Raw genomic sequence first — 17,383 nt, forward strand, 5'->3', positions numbered from 1 at the left:
CCGCCGAAGTGATATCGGCCGGGCCCCCGTCCCGACAAGGGCGGTGGATACGCTTGTTCGACGTATTCGAAATTGCTGTACCCATTTAATTCGTCTGGAAAAGGAGTCAATTGATGAGCCTCGAAGGCCGGGTCGCCCTGGTCACCGGCGGTTCCCGCGGCATCGGACGGGCCATCGCGCTCCGTCTCGCGGCCGACGGTGCCGCGGTCGCCGTGAACTACCGCTCCCGCAAGGACGAGGCCGAGCGAACGGTCGAGGAGATCTCCGCCCTGGGAGGGCGGGCGATCGCCCTGCAGGCCGACGTGTCGGACGCGGACGCCGCCCAGCGGTTGGTGGACGAGACCATGGCCGGCCTCGGCGGGCTGCACATCCTGGTGAACAACGCCGGAGTCGCGCAGGACGGACTCATATTCGACCAGTCGCCCGAGGACTGGTGGGAGGTGCTCAAGGTCAACGTCGGCGGCGTCTACCACTGCACCCGGGCAGTCGCGGGTCACTTCATGTCCCAGCGCGACGGCAACGTCATCAACATCTCCTCGGTCATGGGTGAGGGCGGCTGGGTCGGGCAGTCCAACTACTCCGCATCCAAGGGGGCCGTCAACGCATTCACCCGGGCCGCGGCCGTCGAACTGGCGCGCTTCGAGGTCCGGGTCAACGCGGTCCTCGCCGGGTTCACCACCACCGACCTGATCGGCGGACTGCTGGAGAAGGACGGCGGCCGGACCATCAAACGGCAGCTGCCGCTGCGCGAGTTCGCGACACCCGAGCAGGTGGCCGGAGCGGTGTCCTTCCTGGCCGGCGAGGACTCCACGTACATCACCGGTGAACTGCTGCGTGTGGACGGCGGCTGGGCGAGCCAGCTGGGACTCGGCCGGCCCAAGTAGCGGGCCGGGCCCGCGGAACGCGCAGGGACCGAGGAAGCCCCGGGGAGATGCTCCCCGGGGCTTCCTCGGTCCCATCCTTCGCATCAGCCGATCCGGGCCAGTCCACGGGCGTTGCGCCGGCCGGAACCGCGGGAGACGGCCAGCGGGTCCCAGCCCTCCTCGCGCTCCGGAAGCAGATCCGGGTCGCCCAGGAGCGCGCCCCGGTGGACCTCGGCCATGAGGCCCCGGCCCAGGATCTGTCCGGCCAGCGCCATGCCGCCGGCCGCGGAGCCGGTGATCCCGGTGCCGTGCCGGGTGTTGGTGCCCACCATGTGGAGACCCTCGATGCTGGTGCGGGTGTCCGGGCGGCTGCCCGTGCCACCCCACTCGGCCAGTCCGTACGGCGTCCCGCCGGTGGCGAGCGTGTAGCGCTCGTGCGTGATGGGGGTCGCCGTCTCCAGGTGCACGATGTTCTCGCGGAACGGGCCGAGTGCCTCCTCCGCCGCGCTCAGCATCGACTCGGTCAGCTCGGCCTTGCGCCGCTGGTAGCCGTCGTTGCGCCGGTAGCGCTCGCCGGCCGCCGGCCCCTTGTTCACCCCCCAGTAGTCGTACCCGGGCGGACACAGCGTCATCACCTGGAAGTTGCTGTGCCCCGGCGGGGCGACGGCCGCGGTGCCCGGGTCCTTCAGCGAGGCGAACGACGCGAACAGGAAGGGCACCGGGCTGATGCTCTCCTTCGCCACCTGCTCGTAGTAGCCCTCGATGTCGTCGTCCCGGTACCACCACAGATTGGCGTTCGGGCGGGCCGGCAGCTCCTTGTCCGTCGCGATGTAGAGCGTGGCGAGGGGCAGCGCCATCTTCGCCTGCCGGGTCCTCGACACCACCCTGCGGCCGAAGTGCTCCTCGCCCACGAGGTCGAACACGGTCCGGGAGTAGTCGGCGTTCGACACGACCAGGGGAGCGCTGTGGACGTCACCGCCCGTCATCCCCACCCCGGTGGCCTTGCCGTCCTCGACGAGGATGCGCTCCACCCGGCTCTTGGTCCGCAGCTCCCCGCCGTGCGCCTCCAGCGCCTCGACCAGCGCGGCGGCGAGCACCTGGCCGCCGCCCTCGGGGTAGTAGGCGCCCCGCAGGTAGTGGTCCGTGACGGCCGCGTGGGTGGAGACGGTCGCCTGGCGCGGCCCCATCCCGTAGTTGGGCGACTGGGCGGCGAGCACCGTACGGGCCCGCGGCGTCAGCCCGCAGTGGTCGAAGAGCTCGGTGAGCGTACGACGGCCCCACTCGGCGGTGACCGGCGTGCGCGCCAGCAGATCGGCCAGCGACGGCTCACCGTCCGACAGCATCATCGAACGGGTCTCCGCGGCGACGGCCGCGCAGATCCGCGTGAACCGCTCGATGCCTTCGCGCTGGGACGGCAGCGCCGCCGTCAGCCGCTGCGTGTACGCCTCCCACCCCACGGGCACGTCCACCGTGAGACCGGGCAGGACGATCCGGTCGAAGCCGTCCCGGTCCATCTCCCGGTACCTCACCCGTCCGCCGAGCCCCAGACCGGAGAAGATCGCCGGCAGCAGCCCGCCCGGACCGCAGTCGCCCAGGTAGTGGACGCCCACGTCGAACTCGTAGGCCCGGCGGCGGCGGAAGACATGGCTGTTGCCACCCGCCACGTCGTGCTGCTCCAGCACGAGCACGCGGCGGCCGCTCACGGCCAGGTACGCCGCACACACCAGGCCGCCCATGCCGCTTCCGACGACGATGGCGTCCCACTCATCCCGCTTCACCATGCGGCTCAACCGTCCTGTTCTTGTAGGCGGGACTCAGGGCCCCCGATTGCCGTCAACTGCCGGGCCGCTCAGGTTCCTGCCGGCTCCCTGCCGGCGGGCTCAGACCCGCTCGCGTACGACCAGCGCACCGGCGTTGCCGTCGTGGCCGACCGAAGTGATCAGACCGATGCGCGGCCCGCCGCTGCCGGGCGAGCTCTGCCAGCGGGCGAGGAGAGCCGCGAGCTGCATGGCACCGCCGGCGCTGTACGTCTCGCCCAGCACCTCGGTGACCCGCACCGGCTCCGGCACCCGGCCGAGGGCGAGCCGCACAGCACGCTCCTCCACCCGGTCGAGCCCGATGTGGTCGCCGGCGCCCAGTGACACGTCGGCCACCTCCTCCGCCGCCACCCCACTGCGCTCCAGTGCCCGGGTGATCGCGGTGACCAGGCCGTTCGTCAGGCCGCGGTGGACTCCGGCCCGACGGTGGACCCCGGTCCAGCCGAAGAAACCGACCTCACAGGCCAGCAGCTCCGCGAGGACCGGCTCCCCGGCCGACTCCTCGGCCCTGACGACGAAGACGGCGCTGCCCTCGCCGACGGGGGCGGCCTCCCGCAGCGTTCCGGCGTGGTGCCAGGCCCAGGCCGTCGGGGCGCTGAGCTCCTCGGCGCCGCCGACGAGCAGTTCCTCGGCGCGCCCCGCCGCCATGGCGAGCCTCGCGTGCCGGAAGGCGTAGAGGCTGGCGCTGCGACCGCCGGCCACCGTGGCGTTCAGGCCCTTGAGCCCGTGCCGGATGGCCATCTGGCCGGCGCTGCAGTTCATGACGCTGCCCGCGAACTTGCCCGGGTTGATCAGGTAGGGCTTGTCCAGGGTGAGCGTCTCGTACAGCAGGTCGGAGTACCCCGCGATGCTGCCGGTGTTCGTGGCCAGCACCACGCCGGTCCTGGCCGGGTCCGTACCGGCCGCGGCCGGGCCTGCCGCTTCGAGCGCCTGCTTGCAGGCGACCAGGCTCAGACCGGCCAGCCGGTCCAGGTTCTTGGTGCCCTTGCGCCCCAGGTGCTCGGCGGCACTGAAATCGGGGACCGGCCGGACCGGACGCGGCGGGTACGCCGCGTCCGCTCCGGCCCCGGGCGCCGGCGCGGAGTCCCGGGCCGGCGCTCCGGCCAGGGGCGCCAGACCGTAGCCCGCGCTGGAGACCACTCCGACGCCGACGACCGGCAGGGGCTGCACGCGCGCGGCCGTGGTCACAGGTACCTCCCGAGGATGGTGATGACGTTGTTGCCGCCGAAGGCGAAGCCGTGGTTCTGGACGATCTCCACCCGGGCGTCCCTGCCCCGGCCCGGGACGCAGTCCACGCCGGGCCCCAGCTCCGGGTCGGTCTCGACCAGGTTCGCGGTCGGCGGCAGGAAGCCCTCTTCCAGGGCGGTGCAGCAGGCGATGGCGCCGAAGCCGCTTGCCGCGCCCATGGTGTGGCCGAGCATCGACTTGATCGAGCTGATCGGCGGCAGCCGGTCACCGAAGACCTGGCGGACCGCCCGGACCTCGGTCGCGTCGTTGGTCGGCGTGCCGGTGCCGTGGGCGCAGATGTAGTCGATCTGCTCGGGGACGACACCGGCGTTGCGGTGCGCGGCCTTGATGCAGTCCGCGATGCTCGTGGCGTCCGGGTGCACCATGTGGGACGCGTCGCAGTTCGCGGCGTACCCGAGCACCTCGGCGTAGATGCGGGCACCGCGGGCCAGTGCGTGGTCGAGGGGTTCGAGGAGCAGCGCGGCCCCGCCCTCGCCGGTGATGATGCCCGAACGGTTGGCGTCGAACGGCTGCGGCAGGTCCTCCGCCATGGCGCCCAGGGCGTAGAACCCGGCATGGGTCAGCCGGTTCACCGAGTCGGCGCCGCCTGCCAGCATGAAGTCGGCCTCGCCCAGGCGCACCATGTCGAAGGCGTACCCCAGCGCGTAGTTGCTGGCCGAGCAGGCGGTCGGGATGGTCTGCGCGTCGCCGCTGAGGCCGAGTTCGGCGTTGACGGCGCCCGCTATCTGGCCGGCGGGCAACTGCCCGACCAGGCGCGGCTCCAGGCCCTTCAGGCCCTGGGTGACCCACTGGCCGCCCAGACTCTGGGCCACCGCGGACTCGCCGCTGGTGGTGCCCATGATCGAGCCGGAACGGCCAGCGGAGAGGAGCAGCGGGTCGATGCCGGAGTCCTCGACCGCCAGCCGGGAGGCGGCGGCGGCCAGGAGCGCGCTTCGGCCCCAGCGCTCGGGATCGAGGTGGTGGAGGAGGGCGGCCGGATCGAAGTCGTCGACCTCGGCGGCCTTGCGGCTGGGGAACGGAGTGGCGTCGAAGCTGCGGGCCGGCCCGATGCCGACCCGGCCCGCCCGGAGGGAATCGGCGAAGTCACGCACGCCGATTCCGACCGGGCTGACCGCTCCGAGCCCCGTGATGACGACTCGGCGCAAGGTCGACTCAGGCATTCCGCGCGCATCCCTCGACGGCGAGCAGCAGCGCGCGGAGCGTGGTCAGGGACTCGAGCTCCTCCTTGGGAAGGACGAAGCCGAGCTCCTTCTCTATCCGGGAGACCACGGTTATCAGCGTGAGCGAGTCGCTGTCGTAGTCCTCGATGAACAGACCGTCCTCGGTCAGCTCACCTTCTTCCAGTTCCAGTTCCTCGTTGACGATGTCGATGACGCGGATCCGCAGCTCGGCATCCAGGTCCACGGTCTGCACGGTCATGATGGGTCCTTTCGTAAGGAGAGAACGTGAAGGGGTTTCGGGACAGGTCTCAGAAGACGGGCCGGACGGATCAGACGGCCGGCGGGGCCGGCGGGGTCGGCGGCACGAGGGTGATCGCGTTGATCTGCGTCAGCAGCAGCAGGTCCTGGCGGAAGCCCCAGTGCTCGATGACCTTGCCGTTCTCGATCCGGTAGATGTGGCTCTGCTCGACGTCCACGTCGTTGCCGGTCGCCGCGATGCCCAGGAAGTCGCCGGTGTGCTTGCCGGTGAAGCGCAGCCGCAGGACGGCGCGGTCCCCCTCGGAGAAGCTGTCCAGGTGCTCCCACTTGGCACCGCTGAACGCGCTGTGCACCCAGCGCGCGGTGCCGAGGTAGCCGTACGGGCCCCCGGGGACGCCGGCCTGCGCCTCGTGGTCGACGAAGTCGTCCGCGACGTACTTCAGGGCGGCCTCCTCGCTCAGGTCGTTGAAGATCAGGCCCATGTTGATGGAGAGGTCGAGTGCTTCCGTGCTCATCTGATTGCTCCTCGAACGGTGGGATGGGAACCCGGGGCGATACCCCGGAAATCTGTCGGTCGCGGGCCCGCGGGGCAGCTCAGTGCCCGGCGCCCAGCCCGCCGGTCACCGGAATGACCCCGGCGGTCACGTACGAGGCGTCCTCGCCGGCGAGGAAGCGCACGGCCGCGGCCACCTCCTCGGGGGTGCCGGTGCGGGCCAGGGCGGTCCTCGCCAGGGCCGCCTCCCGGCGCGCGTCGGTGACGTGCTCGACCATGTCGGTCTCGATCATTCCGGGGGCCACCACGTTGACGGTGACGTTGCGCCGCCCCAGCTCGATGGCGAGCGAGCGGGCGAAGCCGATCAACGCCGCCTTGGCGGAGGCGTAGTTGGTCTGCCCCGGCGCGCCGGACATGCTGTTGATGGACGACATGTAGATCAGCCGGCCCCAGCGGGCCTTGATCATCGCCGGGACGACCTCGCGGGTGACGGTCACGGCCGCCTGGAAGTTGGTCTCCATCACGGCCCGGAAGTCCTCCTCCGGCATCCCGATCAGCAACTGGTCACGGGTGATGCCCGCGTTGGAGACCAGGACCTCGACGGCACCCTGCTGGATGGACACCTCCTCGACCGCGGCCTTGACCTGGGCGGGGTCGGTCACGTCGCACCGTACGGCGAAGAAACCGGGCGGGGGCTCGCTGCTGTGGTAGGTGACGGCCACCTTGTGGCCCTCGGCTGCCAGAGCCCGCGCGGTGGCGAGCCCGATGCCCCGGTTTCCGCCGGTGACGAGTACGGAGCGGCTCATATGTACTTCCTCCTGGTGGGGTACCGCGGGCCTGTCGGCCGGGGCCGGACCGCGGTCGGGCCCGTGCTCGGGTTCGGGGAAGGGCGCCTCACGAGACGCCCTCCCACAGGGATGTGAGCTGGGCGCCGGCGCTCTCGGCGTCGAGGAAGAGCACCGACTGCCAGCCGGCCGCCTCGGCGCCGGCGCAGTTCTGCGGGAGGTCGTCCACGAGCACACAGCGCTCCGCGGGAACGCCGGCCCGCCGCGCGGCGAGTTCGAACATGCCGGGTGACGGCTTGCGGTGGCCCACCTCGAACGAGAGGATCACGTCGTCCCAGAGCCCGGAGGGCTCGATCATGCGCCGCCAGTACGGGTCCCAGGCGGGCACCATGTTGGACAGCATCCCGACGAACGCCCCGCGTTCCCGCGCCTTGCGCAGCTGGGCCACCCAGTCGTGGTTGGTCTCCCGCCCGTCGAACCAGGCATCCGCCATCGTGGTGAGGCGGAGCGTGACGCCGTGCTCGGCCTCCAGCACGTCGCCGATCTCCCGGAGCCACTCCTCCTCGGTCACCAGCGGGGTGTCGATCGGCTCCATGATGTCGCTGGTGCCGTAACGGGCGGTGACCGTGGCCAGGGCCTGCGAGAGCACCTGCTGGTCGACGCCCACCGAGGCGCAGAACGTCTTCATGGTGTGCGCGAGCGGAGGGGTGAGGACCCCGCCGAAGTCCGACCAGACGGCCAGTCGGGGTGGTGTGGTGTCAGACATGGCAGGTCCTCAGGATCCGTTGAGGTGGGAGACGTCGGCGACGGTGACGGTGAGCTCCGCGATGTCCTGTGCGTCCTGGCGGAAGCGGACCCGTATCGCGTGCTGCCCCGCCCCGGCGGCGACCGGGGTCGCGGTCGCCGTCAGGGGCACGTCCAGTTCGGCGAAACGCTCGAACCCGCCCTCGTAACCGACCGCGCAGAGGGAGCCGGAGCCGGACACCGCGGACGTCGCGGCCCCGGCGGCCCCCACCGTCAGCAGCGCCAGCTGGCGAGCCGCCTCCACCAGGGTCATGGCCGGCAGATGGTCGTAGACGTGGTCGAACAGCGCCGGGTTGTCGAAGCGCGCCGCGACCCGGGCCGTGACGGAGTCCGCGGAGAACTCCGGCTCGGTGAGCACGACGTTCAACGGGTTGTCCCGGCCCACCAGCTCCGGCGCCACCCGCTTCACCGCGCCCGGCGCCTCGGTGAAGTCCGAGCTGAGCGGCGCGGGCGTACCGCGCTGGGCGTGCCGCAGGATCTCGTTCTCGTCCCCCTTGAGGAAGAGCACGTCCATGGAGTGATCGGCGACGTGCACGTCACCCATGAAGATCCGCTGCTCCAGCCGGCCCTTGCGGTAACGCCCGCTGTGCCGCGCGGTCTTGCCGAAGAAGTCGGTGTCGACCCTCGGCGGCCCGGGCTCGCCGCCGATCCGCAGCGCGTGCAGATTCCGCAGAGAGAACTGGAAGGCGTGCACGATGGCCATGGTTCCCGCCGGAACTCCGGCGTTGGTGTGGGAACCGGCGATCGCCGCCTGACGCCCCGCCTCCAGCAGCAGCAGGGAGTCGTGCAGCTTCGGCTGCTGCCGGTGGTCGCTGTAGTAGAGGTGGGTGAGCGGCAGGTGGATGCCCGCTGTCACCGCCATCGGCCGCAGGCTCCTGACGTCCGTGACGAAGACCTCGGAGATCGCGGAGCGGTGGGCGAGGGAGCGCTCGATCGTGCGGCCGTACTCGATGGCGGGGACCACGGACGTCGTGGCGTCTTCCATCACCTGGGTGGTCATCAGTTCCTCCGAACCAGTTCTCGGGGTGGTCTGCCGGGCGGCGGGCCGGTCAGCTGACCGGGACCGACACCTGGTTCTCCTCGGCCGCCTCGTCGCCGGCCCGCTCCGCGCTCCGCCTGATGAACAGGCCGCTCACCGTGCCGATCATCACCACGATCACGCCGATCCACAGGGCGGCCTCCAGGCCGTCGGTGAACGCCGCGGCCGGGTCGCCCGAGGTGTTGTCGGCGAACTGGCGGCTGAACACCGTGGTGAGTGCGGCGACACCCAGCGCACCGCCGAACTCGCGACTGGTGTTGTTGGCGCCGGACGCCTTGTTCTGCTCGTTCTCCGGGACCGCCGAGATCACCGTGGCGGGGTTGCCCGCGAAGACCAGCCCCATACCGATGCCGGCCAGCGCCAGCGCGGGCACCAGAGCGCCGTAACCGACGTCGGGCGTGACGACCAGGGCGATCCAGCCGAGCCCGATGCCCTGCAGCGCGCAGCCCGCGGCCTGCAGCACTCCGCCGCCGATACGGTCCACGAACTGGCTGGCGATGGGCACCACGAACATCGGCGCCAGCGTCCACGGGATGGTCCGCAGACCCGCCTCGAAGGGCGAGTAACCCATGGGGCCCTGCAGGAACTGCGTGAGGAAGAAGATCGACCCGAAGACGCCGAAGTACATCGTGATCGACACCACGTTGCTCAGCACGAAGGCCGGCGCGCGGTACATGTGAGAGGGGATGAGCGGGTGCTTGCTGTTCCGCTCGGACACGATGAACGCCACCGCCAGAACCACCGTGAGGGACAGCCCGGTCAGGGTGGCGGTGTGGGTCCAGCCGTGGTCGGCGGCCGACACGATGCCCCAGACGGCCGACACGACCGAAGCGGTCACCAGCACCATGCTCGGGACGTTGAGGCTCCGCTCCTTGCCCCGGCTCTCGCTGACCGCCCAGAGCGCGAGCGGCAGGGCGATCACGCCGACCGGCACGTTGATCCAGAAGATCCAGCTCCACGAGATCTTCTCGGTCACCAGACCGCCCGCGAGCGGACCGGCCGCGATACCGAGGCCGTTGACGCCGCCCCACACCCCGACAGCCAGGTTCCGCTGCGCACGGGAGACCGCGCCGACGGCCAGAGTGAGTGACACCGGCAGGATGGCTGCCGCGCCCGCGCCCTGGAACACCCGGGCGATGACGAGCGTCACGACCGAGTCGGCCATCGCACAGGCCACGGAGGACACGGTGAACAGGACGATGCCGCCCAGGAACACCCGGCGGCGGCCGAACCGGTCACCCAGCGCCGCACCGGCCAGCAGCAGACCCGCGAAGGCCAGCACATAGCCGTTCATCACCCACTGCAGTTCGGACTGCTTGACGTCGAAGTCCTGGCTGATCTCCGCCAGCGCGTTCGTGACGACGAGATTGTCCAGCGAGACCATGAACATGGGCAGAGAGGTGGCGATCAACGCCCAGAGAACGCCTCGGCTCTTGGTTGTCGTCATCGGACGTTCCCCTTACTGCTCGTGGAGGTGCTGCTCGTGACCTGGCCCTCGAACTTGGCGGCCGAGCAGGGAATGCGACGCAGGACGATCCGGTCCGAGGTGTTCCCGACCAGAACCGTGCCCACCTCGCCGCTGAGGACGTAGTCGCCGTACGGCGTCACGGCCACCGTCGTGGGGCCGCCGACGGGCCACGGATCCACCCGGGAACGGACGGTGGCGCTGCGCCAGCCGTCGCGCGAACCCACGACCTTGACGGCGTCCACTCCGCCCGGCGCGCCGACGGCGGCACCGATGGAGTTGGTGACGACGACCAGGGAACCGTCGGAACGCAGTCCGAGCCCGTCCGTGCCCACCAGCGGCTCAGGGAGGTTCACCTCGGCCACCTTGCGGTCGGCCGGGGCGTCCGGACGGATCCGGAACATGCGGCCGTCGTCGTAGCGAACGGCCAGCAGATAGCCGTCCGGGTGCCACACGATGCCGTTCAGACCGACGATCTGCGCGGCGAAGCGGGGGTCCGTCACCACCGGGGTGACGTGGCCGGCGAGGTCGATCCGCTTGAGCGTGTCCGACACGGAGTCCGTGACGTAGATGTTGCCCTGCGGGTCGAAGGTCAGGTCGTTGGCGAACGTCCGCGGGAGACCCTGGGCGACATCGATACGGCGCTGCAGCTTGCCGGTGTCCAGAGCGAAGACGGCCACACCCGAGGTCGGGGGCTGGTCCCCGACCTCCAGACGCTGGCGGATCCAGAAGTCGCTGTAGGCGACGAGGATGCGGTTGCGCGCGGTGTCCACCCGGATGCCGAGTGTGGACACCATGCCGATGCTCGGCGCGAGCTCCTTGACGGTGCCGTCCAGCCGGATCACCGAGAGGGTGCCCTTCAGGGCGGAGCCCACCAGGAAGGCGCGACGCGTGGGGTCCCAGGCGACGCCCTCCGGGTAGACGTCGGCCGCCTGGGTGCTGATCACATCCGGACCGGCGTGACGGCCGGCGGCAGCAGCCGCCGGGGCGGGCGAATTCGCCATGGCGGGGGCCGGGAGGGCAATCGGCGCGATCGCCGTGAGAACGGCCGCGGAGGCGAGCACGGCTCTTAGCGGAAGGGCGCGGGACACGGTGTTCCTCTCATGGTGGGTCGGCGGAATCCGGACTCCGTGAAAATGGGGGGAAGAATGCGCACGGAGAATGCGGACTGCGGCGGCGCAACGGTCGGTGCAAGGACGGTGCATATGCCGTGCCGCGACTCGCCCTGGGGCGCGTCCACTGCGGCACACCATCGAATTTAGGTCGGCCGCCGCGCGATATGTAGAGGACCTAGGACGTACCGGGAATGCCTCCTTCGACACATTCCCGTCGGGCGGGGCGCCGGGTTCCACGGCTCCTGCCGGAGGGGCGGCCTGCCCGCGGGAGAGCTTCGTGCCGTGCCGGGACATCGGTGATCACACCGGTCCAAAGGCCCTGGTGGCGTGCGCGATCGGGTGCCGGCGGCGGGCGGCGGACGTGACCACCCGGGCCGGTCTCCGCGAGCCCGCGCACGTCCCGCAGAACCGGCCTGAGCGATGAGCGGGGGCGTTGGCCCGGCCGGCGATCACCGCATGGAGGGTGCGCACCCCTCGGCCATCAGGACGCCTGACACCCACAGCGCGTACGCGACGGCCTGTCAGGCCGCGAACGCAGCCGGGCCGCCACCCCGGTGACACGGGTGACGGCCCTCAGTCGTTGCTCTCGCCGTGGTCCGGCGAGGTCACGCGATGTGTTCGGCCTCGAGTTCGGCGTGGTAGCGGTTCTTGAAACCCTGGATCAACTGGCGCAGGAGAGCCGTGCTGCGCGGGTGCCGCACGTTGTGCCCGTCCGACAGGTGTATGTCGAGGACCTCGATGCTGGGATACGTGCTGTGCTGGGTCACGAACGCGGCGAAGACCTGGTAGGCGATCTCGCTGAACTCCGCGTCCTCCTGCACCCACTCCTCGGCCCACTCCTCGGCGGCATCGACGACAGGCTTCGGCTGCTGCTCCTGAACCGGGTCCCGCACCTCGTCGGCCTCGGGAGCCGGCGGCACCTGCTCGGTACGCGGACCGGGCACCGCACCGATCGTGCCGACGTTGCCCAGCGGCCGGGTGCGGCCCCCGGGGCCCGACGGGATCATCACCGGGCTGGGCTCCAGCCCCTCCACGTACGTCGGGTTGTACGAACCCTCGTACACCCCGTCCACAGCCTGCGCCGCGAACCACGGGCTGTCATGCGAGACCGGGCCCTCCACGGCCTGCTGAACCGGCTGCTGCTCCTCGGCCCACTCGCCGGGCATCGTCTTGGCGTACTGCTCCTGCGGCTCCTGCTGCTCGCGCTGCTCCTGCTGCGGGGCGTACGCGAGCTCGGCCTGCGGGGCCGTTTCCACGGCGGCGGCGACAGCCGGGGCGGCGGCCTGCGCCGGGGCCGGCGGCAGAAGGGCGGGTTCGATGCCGGCCGCGGCGAGTCCCGCGGGGGCGGTCTCGGCGAGCGGGACGCCGTACTTCGCCAGACGCAGCGGCATCAGTGACTCGATCGGGGCCTTGCGGCGCCAGCTCCGGCCGTACCGGGCCTGCAGGCGCGCCTGGTAGATCAGCCGGTCCTGTTCGAGCTTGATGACCTGCTCGTAACTGCGCAGCTCCCACAGCTTCATCCGGCGCCACAGCTTGAAGGTGGGTATCGGGGAGAGCAGCCAGCGGGTGAGGCGTACGCCTTCCATGTGCTTGTCGGCCGTGATGTCCGCGATCCGGCCCACGGCGTGGCGGGCGGCCTCGACGGAGACGACGAACAGGATCGGGATGACCGCGTGCATGCCCGTACCCAGGGGGTCGGGCCAGGCGGCGGCGCCGTTGAAGGCGATCGTCGCGGCGGTCAGCAGCCAGGCGGTCTGGCGCAGCAGCGGGAACGGGATGCGCATCCACGTCAGCAGCAGGTCGAGGGCGAGCAGGACGCAGATGCCCGCGTCGATGCCGATCGGGAAGACGTACGAGAAGGAGCCGAAGCCCTTTTCCACGGCCAGTTCACGGACCGCCGCGTACGAGCCCGCGAACCCGATCGCGGCGATGAGCACCGCACCGGCGACGACGATTCCGATGAGTATCCGGTGCGTGCGTGTCAGCTGCATCGCGGCCACGCGCGATCCCCTCCCCGACTTCTGTCCTTGACTGCTGCCCTCTCGCCCGACTCAGGACGTCCGGCGCGGGCACAGCCTGGCACATGCGCGGCGCGGCGGTTGCGCGGGGAGGGGGGAAGCCCGGCTCCCGAGGGGCAGCCGGGCTTCGTGAAAGCGCCTGTGGGCAGGGGCGTTGGGGTTCGCGCCGGGCTACGTCACGATGTGCGGACGGTTTCCGGCGCCCCGGTCCCCGGTGCCTAGGACCTGGTCTTGGTGGACGACTTGGACGTCGACTTGGACGACTTCGAGGTCGGCGCGGCCGAGGTCTTGCCCTTCGAGGGCACCTTGGTGCCCGCGGAGTCATCGTCGTCGGCGGCCGCGTTGGCGGCGGCGACGGCCGCGACGGCTTCCTTCGCCGCCTTCTGGGCACCCTTCAGGATGTCGGAGGCGGAAGGCGTCTTCGCGCCCGCGTACCCCGCGCCGTTGTAGGTGAGGGTCACGACGACGTTCCCCGTGCGCGCGACGACCGTCGCGTACTCGAAGTTCTCACTCGTCTTCTTGAGGTCGTACGTGACGGCGGAGGCCTGCTCGCCGACACCGTCGACGGCCGTGGTCTCCAGCTTCTGCGCGTCCTCGGTGGCCTGGGCCTTGGCGACCTGCTTCGTGTAGTCCGCCGTGGCGCGCTCGGAGCCGCTGCCGAGGGACTGGTCCGAGGCGAAGCGGGTGAAGCCCACGTCGAGCCAGCGGTACTGCGAGCCCTTGACGCCGTTGTCGTCCAGACCGTTCCAGGAGCAGCCGGCGCGTGCCGAGACGTCGCTGGACTTGCCCGGGGTGCCGCTCTTGGTCTTCGCCTTGGGGACCAGGGAGGAGACCGTCTTCTTCGCGAGCGCCTTGCACGGGTCGGGAAGGCTGTCGAACTTCGCCGGCTGGACGGTCGGCACCGTCGGCTTCGCGTTCGCCGAGGCGGAGGCGTCCGAGTCCTTCTTGCCGTCGTCCGACGAGCAGCCGGCGACGACCAGCATCAGCGGGACGGCGGCGCAGGCGAGTATGCGGGACAGGCGCGGAGCTGATCGGTGCATGGTTCCTTCACTCGGATGGCACGGCGGTCTCGTGCGGGTCTTCGGTCGGGTCGGGCAGGGTGGCCGAAGGGCCACGGTACGACGGACGGCGGCCGGATGCCGCCTCGGCCGTATACCTCGCGAAGGCGGACGCCGTGGGTCGCCGGCCGCCGGGGGAAGGCTATTCGCTGAGCGTCTCGGCCAGCTTCCGGGCCAGTGCCCGTGCCTTTTCCTGCAGTTCCTTGCTGTCCGGGACCTTGGTGACGAGGGCCGGCTGCTCGGTGTAGTGGACGGTCACGATGACGTTCGATGTGCGGAATACCACGCTGACCGTGCGGTGCTGTGCCGTGGAACCTGCCCGGGTGAGCGCGTCGTCCAGGAACGCCGCGTCCCCGAGGCCGTCCAGGACACGCGGTTGCAGGTCCTCGGCAGGCGTGCCGGGGGTGCCTGTGGTGCCGGTGGGGGCGGTCGTGTCGTCCGCGCCCGTGTTCTCGCCGGCCGGCGGGGTGGTCGGCGTCGAGCCCCCGCCCGTCGCCGTCTCCCCGCCGGGAGTGGCGGCGGCCGGCAGATCGGCCGCGGTCTCCTTCTTCGTGTAGACCTCGGCGGCCCGGTTGTCGTCGCTCACCGCGGGGTCGTACGACACGACGCGCTCGAAGTCGATGACGAGGTTCCGGGACATGTCCGGGGAGTCGGCCTTCCAGCGGCAGCCGACCTTGCGGTCGGTGTCGTAGGTGACGGCGGCCGTGCCCTCGTACACCTTCTCCTGCTGCTCTTCGGGCAGTTCGGCGAGGCCCGGCAGGAGGTCCTTGAGGGTGGCACGAGGAACCGCGCGGCAGGGCTCGGGCAGGGTCCGGTACTTGCCCGGCTGGGCGGCCGGGGCCGCCGGGCCGCCCGGCTTGCTGTCGGCGTCGTCGGTCGCGCCGTCCGAGCCCGCGCTGCAGCCGGCGACGAGCGCTGCGAGCAGCGCGACGCCGGGTACATACGCCATGTGTCGCACGGTTCCATGCTCCGTTCGCTATGAAAACAGGTTGCCGCTCGACAGCGGCCGGTGGACACAATGTGTATCGCACGCGCAGCTGTGAATGCCGGTCGACCGACGTGTTCGTCGATCTTGGTGCCAGTTTTGCGTTTTCATTCTTTTACGGGGGAATTGAGGGGTTATGTCGTATGTAGAGGTACCGGGGGCGCAGGTTCCGATTCGCATGTGGGCGGATCCGGCGTCGGTCGAGGCCGGGGCGATGCAGCAGCTGCGCAACGTCTCGACGCTGCCGTGGATCAAGGGTCTCGCCGTCATGCCGGACGTTCACTACGGCAAGGGCGCCACCGTCGGTTCGGTGATCGCCATGCACGGCGCGGTCTGTCCGGCGGCGGTGGGCGTGGACATCGGCTGCGGGATGTCCGCGGTGAAGACGTCCCTGACAGCAAACGATCTGCCGGGTGATCTGTCGCGGCTGCGCTCGAAGATCGAGCAGGCCATTCCGGTGGGCCGGGGGATGCACGACGAGATGGTCGAGCCGGGGCGGCTGCACGGTTTCCCTACGGCGGGCTGGGACGACTTCTGGGGGCGGTTCGACGGGATCGCCGATGCGGTCAAATTCCGTCAGGAACGTGCCACAAAGCAGATGGGAACGCTCGGATCGGGAAACCATCACATTGAGACGTCGCTGGATGGTGATGGTTCTGTGTGGCTCACGCTTCACTCGGGATCTCGGAACATCGGCAAGGAGCTGGCTGAGCACCACATCGGTGTGGCACAGAAGCTCTCGCACAATCAGGGTCTGGTCGACCGGGATCTGGCCGTCTTCGTCTCGGACACTCCGCAGATGGCCGCGTACCGGAACGACCTGTTCTGGGCGCAGGAGTACGCGAAGCTCAACCGCGCGATCATGATGGGCCTCCTGAAGGACGTGGTCCGTAAGGAGTTCAAGAAGGCGCGGGTGACGTTCGAGCCGGAGATCAGCTGTCACCACAACTACGTCGCCGAGGAGCGGTACGACGGCATGGACCTGCTGGTGACGCGTAAGGGTGCCATCCGTGCGGGCTCCGGCGAGTACGGGATCATCCCGGGATCGATGGGGACGTCCTCGTACATCGTGAAGGGCCTCGGTAACGAGAAGGCCTTCAACTCGGCCTCGCACGGAGCTGGTCGGCGGATGAGCCGCAGCGCGGCGAAGCGCCGCTTCACGGCGAAGGACCTGGAGGAGCAGACGCGGGGCGTGGAGTGCCGCAAGGACTCCGGCGTGGTGGACGAGATCCCTGCGGCCTACAAGCCGATCGAGCAGGTGATGGAGCAGCAGCGTGACCTGGTGGAGGTCGTCGCAAAGCTCAAGCAGTTCGTCTGCGTCAAGGGCTGAGCCGAGGGAGGCGGCCTGGTCCGCCAGCCCCCTCGGATGGGGCAATCGGGTTACAGCTCGGTCGGGGCGGGCGGGGGCCGCTTCACTGCTCCGGTCTTCAGTCGCCAGAGGCGGACCGAGCAGCCGGCCTCGGTGCGGCCCAGCTCGGCAGCTGATGCGGCGTCGTCGTTCAGACTCAGCAGGATGCGGTCTTCCCAGATTTTCCACCGTCGGGTCGATCGCTCCTTGCGCATACCTGGTGGACGCTCCCAGGAGGCGAGAGACTCGGCGGCTGTTCTTTTGCGTTCCAGGGCCAGGCAGCCCGGGTAATAGAGGTGGGCAGCCAGCTTCATGGCTGCTTCCTTCGCGTACATGATGTTGTAGATCGCGTCGCGGTTGTTGCGCTTGATCTGACGTCCGGCACCTGTGACCTTCTTCGCGTAGTGGCACAGGTAGGCCCCTACGGCAGAGCTCGCGGTCGCCAGGGAGAGGAACGGGAATCCCTGGCCCGTGTACCCGACCGAGCCGTCGGCATCGATGACGCCGCGAAGGTAGTCACGGCGCGAGAACTCCGTACGTGGTGGAGTGATCTTCTTCGACTTGCAGCCGTACGGGATGCCGAGCTGGTTGATCGTGGTCCGGGCTTCGAGGGAGCACACGGTCCATGTCGCGGAGTGATGGCGCTCCGAAAAATTCGTGGAGCGGATTCGCTCGGTAATGCTGCTGTTGTAGGGCGTCAGGTGCTGGAACTCGCGGAGGATCGCGATGTCCCGCACGTTGATCTCGACGGTGAGTCGCCCCTTCTGCCCGGTTCCTGCGGCGAGGTGGCCGTCGGCCTGCAGGAAGCCGAACATGTACGCATAGCGTGGGTCCTCGAGGTCCATGAAGGACGTGGATGTGAGCGTGAGATCGCTGATCTCGAAAAGCGCAGGCGCGCTAGGGTCACCTTCAGCCATGGGGAAGCGT

At 70.1% G+C, this 17,383-nt stretch carries 16 protein-coding genes; 2 read left to right on the forward strand and 14 right to left on the reverse strand.

Features of this window, described 5'->3' with window-relative positions; translation table 11 throughout:
• The first annotated feature begins 113 nt into the window (after window positions 1-113).
• Window positions 114-884 carry a 3-oxoacyl-ACP reductase family protein gene (locus AB0C82_RS19510; RefSeq protein WP_362843334.1) on the forward strand — a complete coding sequence of 257 codons (771 nt, stop codon included), beginning with the start codon at window positions 114-116 and terminating at the stop codon, window positions 882-884.
• 83 nt (window positions 885-967) lie between these two features.
• Here AB0C82_RS19510 and AB0C82_RS19515 read toward each other — a convergent pair whose 3' ends face one another.
• The 13 genes from AB0C82_RS19515 to AB0C82_RS19575 form a co-directional block, all read right to left on the reverse strand.
• Window positions 968-2,644, reverse strand: a complete 1,677-nt coding sequence (locus tag AB0C82_RS19515; RefSeq protein WP_362843337.1) for an NAD(P)/FAD-dependent oxidoreductase — start codon at window positions 2,642-2,644, stop codon at window positions 968-970.
• Between the two features lie 99 nt (window positions 2,645-2,743).
• Window positions 2,744-3,868: a beta-ketoacyl synthase N-terminal-like domain-containing protein gene (locus AB0C82_RS19520; protein WP_362843340.1), complete on the reverse strand. Its 1,125-nt coding sequence runs from the start codon at window positions 3,866-3,868 to the stop codon at window positions 2,744-2,746.
• Window positions 3,865-5,088, reverse strand: coding sequence for a beta-ketoacyl-[acyl-carrier-protein] synthase family protein (locus AB0C82_RS19525; protein WP_362843342.1), 1,224 nt, complete (start codon window positions 5,086-5,088; stop codon window positions 3,865-3,867). The genes AB0C82_RS19520 and AB0C82_RS19525 overlap by 4 nt, the downstream gene beginning before the upstream one ends.
• Window positions 5,081-5,347, reverse strand: coding sequence for an acyl carrier protein (locus tag AB0C82_RS19530; RefSeq protein ID WP_362843344.1), 267 nt, complete (start codon window positions 5,345-5,347; stop codon window positions 5,081-5,083). Before AB0C82_RS19530 ends, AB0C82_RS19525 begins: the two co-directional genes overlap by 8 nt.
• Window positions 5,348-5,417: 70 nt before the next feature.
• Complete coding sequence (locus AB0C82_RS19535) at window positions 5,418-5,861, reverse strand: ester cyclase (protein ID WP_362843347.1); 444 nt, start codon at window positions 5,859-5,861, stop codon at window positions 5,418-5,420.
• Between the two features lie 79 nt (window positions 5,862-5,940).
• Window positions 5,941-6,645 (reverse strand): 3-oxoacyl-ACP reductase FabG, encoded by a 705-nt coding sequence (fabG, locus tag AB0C82_RS19540; RefSeq protein WP_362843350.1) that lies wholly within the window; start codon window positions 6,643-6,645, stop codon window positions 5,941-5,943.
• A gap of 88 nt (window positions 6,646-6,733) precedes the next feature.
• The gene (locus AB0C82_RS19545) at window positions 6,734-7,390 is read right to left on the reverse strand and encodes an HAD-IA family hydrolase (RefSeq protein WP_362843353.1); all 657 of its coding nucleotides are present in this window, start codon (window positions 7,388-7,390) and stop codon (window positions 6,734-6,736) included.
• Between the two features lie 9 nt (window positions 7,391-7,399).
• On the reverse strand, window positions 7,400-8,428 hold the full coding sequence (locus AB0C82_RS19550; protein WP_362843356.1) for an AfsA-related hotdog domain-containing protein: 1,029 nt from the start codon (window positions 8,426-8,428) through the stop codon (window positions 7,400-7,402).
• 49 nt (window positions 8,429-8,477) lie between these two features.
• Window positions 8,478-9,914 (reverse strand): MFS transporter, encoded by a 1,437-nt coding sequence (locus AB0C82_RS19555; RefSeq protein ID WP_362843360.1) that lies wholly within the window; start codon window positions 9,912-9,914, stop codon window positions 8,478-8,480.
• The gene (locus tag AB0C82_RS19560) at window positions 9,911-10,996 is read right to left on the reverse strand and encodes an SMP-30/gluconolactonase/LRE family protein (protein ID WP_362843363.1); all 1,086 of its coding nucleotides are present in this window, start codon (window positions 10,994-10,996) and stop codon (window positions 9,911-9,913) included. Before AB0C82_RS19560 ends, AB0C82_RS19555 begins: the two co-directional genes overlap by 4 nt.
• A 656-nt stretch (window positions 10,997-11,652) precedes the next feature.
• Entirely contained in the window at window positions 11,653-13,047 is a 1,395-nt protein-coding gene (locus AB0C82_RS19565) for a DUF2637 domain-containing protein (protein WP_362843366.1), read from the reverse strand.
• Window positions 13,048-13,283: 236 nt separating this feature from the next.
• A complete protein-coding gene (locus tag AB0C82_RS19570; RefSeq protein ID WP_362843369.1) occupies window positions 13,284-14,105 on the reverse strand; it encodes a DUF3558 family protein in 822 nt (273 codons plus the stop codon).
• 160 nt (window positions 14,106-14,265) lie between these two features.
• Window positions 14,266-15,072, reverse strand: a complete 807-nt coding sequence (locus AB0C82_RS19575; protein ID WP_362843372.1) for a DUF3558 domain-containing protein — start codon at window positions 15,070-15,072, stop codon at window positions 14,266-14,268.
• 172 nt (window positions 15,073-15,244) lie between these two features.
• Here AB0C82_RS19575 and AB0C82_RS19580 point away from each other — a divergent pair, with 172 nt between their 5' ends.
• Window positions 15,245-16,438 (forward strand): RtcB family protein, encoded by a 1,194-nt coding sequence (locus AB0C82_RS19580; protein ID WP_362843375.1) that lies wholly within the window; start codon window positions 15,245-15,247, stop codon window positions 16,436-16,438.
• Window positions 16,439-16,488: 50 nt separating this feature from the next.
• Here AB0C82_RS19580 and AB0C82_RS19585 read toward each other — a convergent pair whose 3' ends face one another.
• Window positions 16,489-17,373 (reverse strand): hypothetical protein, encoded by an 885-nt coding sequence (locus tag AB0C82_RS19585; protein ID WP_362843378.1) that lies wholly within the window; start codon window positions 17,371-17,373, stop codon window positions 16,489-16,491.
• Window positions 17,374-17,383 lie beyond the last annotated feature (10 nt).

Source organism: Streptomyces sp. NPDC048560, from assembly GCF_040650955.1.
Lineage (GTDB): Bacteria > Actinomycetota > Actinomycetes > Streptomycetales > Streptomycetaceae > Streptomyces.

Bases quoted from the DNA above. Each gene is read 5' to 3' on its own strand.
- AB0C82_RS19510 (WP_362843334.1), top strand. From the start codon at position 114: ATGAGCCTCGAAGGCCGGGTCGCCCTGGTCACCGGCGGTTCCCGCGGC.
- AB0C82_RS19515 (WP_362843337.1), bottom strand. From the start codon at position 2,644: ATGGTGAAGCGGGATGAGTGGGACGCCATCGTCGTCGGAAGCGGCATG.
- AB0C82_RS19525 (WP_362843342.1), bottom strand. From the start codon at position 5,088: ATGCCTGAGTCGACCTTGCGCCGAGTCGTCATCACGGGGCTCGGAGCG.
- AB0C82_RS19530 (WP_362843344.1), bottom strand. From the start codon at position 5,347: ATGACCGTGCAGACCGTGGACCTGGATGCCGAGCTGCGGATCCGCGTC.
- AB0C82_RS19535 (WP_362843347.1), bottom strand. From the start codon at position 5,861: ATGAGCACGGAAGCACTCGACCTCTCCATCAACATGGGCCTGATCTTC.
- fabG (WP_362843350.1), bottom strand. From the start codon at position 6,645: ATGAGCCGCTCCGTACTCGTCACCGGCGGAAACCGGGGCATCGGGCTC.
- AB0C82_RS19545 (WP_362843353.1), bottom strand. From the start codon at position 7,390: ATGTCTGACACCACACCACCCCGACTGGCCGTCTGGTCGGACTTCGGC.
- AB0C82_RS19550 (WP_362843356.1), bottom strand. From the start codon at position 8,428: ATGACCACCCAGGTGATGGAAGACGCCACGACGTCCGTGGTCCCCGCC.
- AB0C82_RS19555 (WP_362843360.1), bottom strand. From the start codon at position 9,914: ATGACGACAACCAAGAGCCGAGGCGTTCTCTGGGCGTTGATCGCCACC.
- AB0C82_RS19570 (WP_362843369.1), bottom strand. From the start codon at position 14,105: ATGCACCGATCAGCTCCGCGCCTGTCCCGCATACTCGCCTGCGCCGCC.
- AB0C82_RS19575 (WP_362843372.1), bottom strand. From the start codon at position 15,072: ATGGCGTATGTACCCGGCGTCGCGCTGCTCGCAGCGCTCGTCGCCGGC.
- AB0C82_RS19580 (WP_362843375.1), top strand. From the start codon at position 15,245: ATGTCGTATGTAGAGGTACCGGGGGCGCAGGTTCCGATTCGCATGTGG.
- AB0C82_RS19585 (WP_362843378.1), bottom strand. From the start codon at position 17,373: ATGGCTGAAGGTGACCCTAGCGCGCCTGCGCTTTTCGAGATCAGCGAT.